The organism is Polaromonas sp. P1_G2 (assembly GCF_056405515.1).
In genome coordinates, this window is sequence record NZ_JBFUBY010000994.1 from 1 (window position 1) to 486 (window position 486).

The window sequence follows — 486 nt, forward strand, 5'->3', positions numbered from 1 at the left end:
GAAGGGGGCGGTGTCGCCCGCGAACTGTCCGAGAAACAGCGCCGGGCCCTTGATCGTCTTCATTTGGATTCCTCCTGATTGTGGCGGGAAACTAGCATGGAAAAGGGGTTGGGGGACTCAAAAGGTCATAATGAAAAGCGCCCATCCGAAAGGATGGGCGCCAAAAGGATCACGTCAGATCAGAACGGAGAATCCGGGAAGTAGAAATCCTTGGCATTGTCCTTGGTGACGAGCGTGGCGTCGAGGACATAGGTACCGCGGACCGGGACCTGATCATAGAAGTTGTTGGCGGTCAGTTCCATCGCAGTGCCGACCATTGCCGGCGGATAGAGGATGTCGACCGGGATCAGCTTGTCGCCGTCCATGACCTTCTTGACCATGTCCTTGGAGCCGGCGCCGGCGAGAACATATTTGATATCCGTACGCTTGGCCTGGTCGATGGCCTGCAGCACGCCCACGGCCATGTCGTCATCCTGGCACCAGACC

At 57.8% G+C, this 486-nt stretch carries 1 pseudogene; it reads right to left on the reverse strand.

Features of this window, described 5'->3' with window-relative positions:
• Positions 1-179 precede the first annotated feature (179 nt).
• Positions 180-486, reverse strand: a pseudogene (locus AC1D0P_RS28720) (ABC transporter substrate-binding protein); the annotation flags it as partial.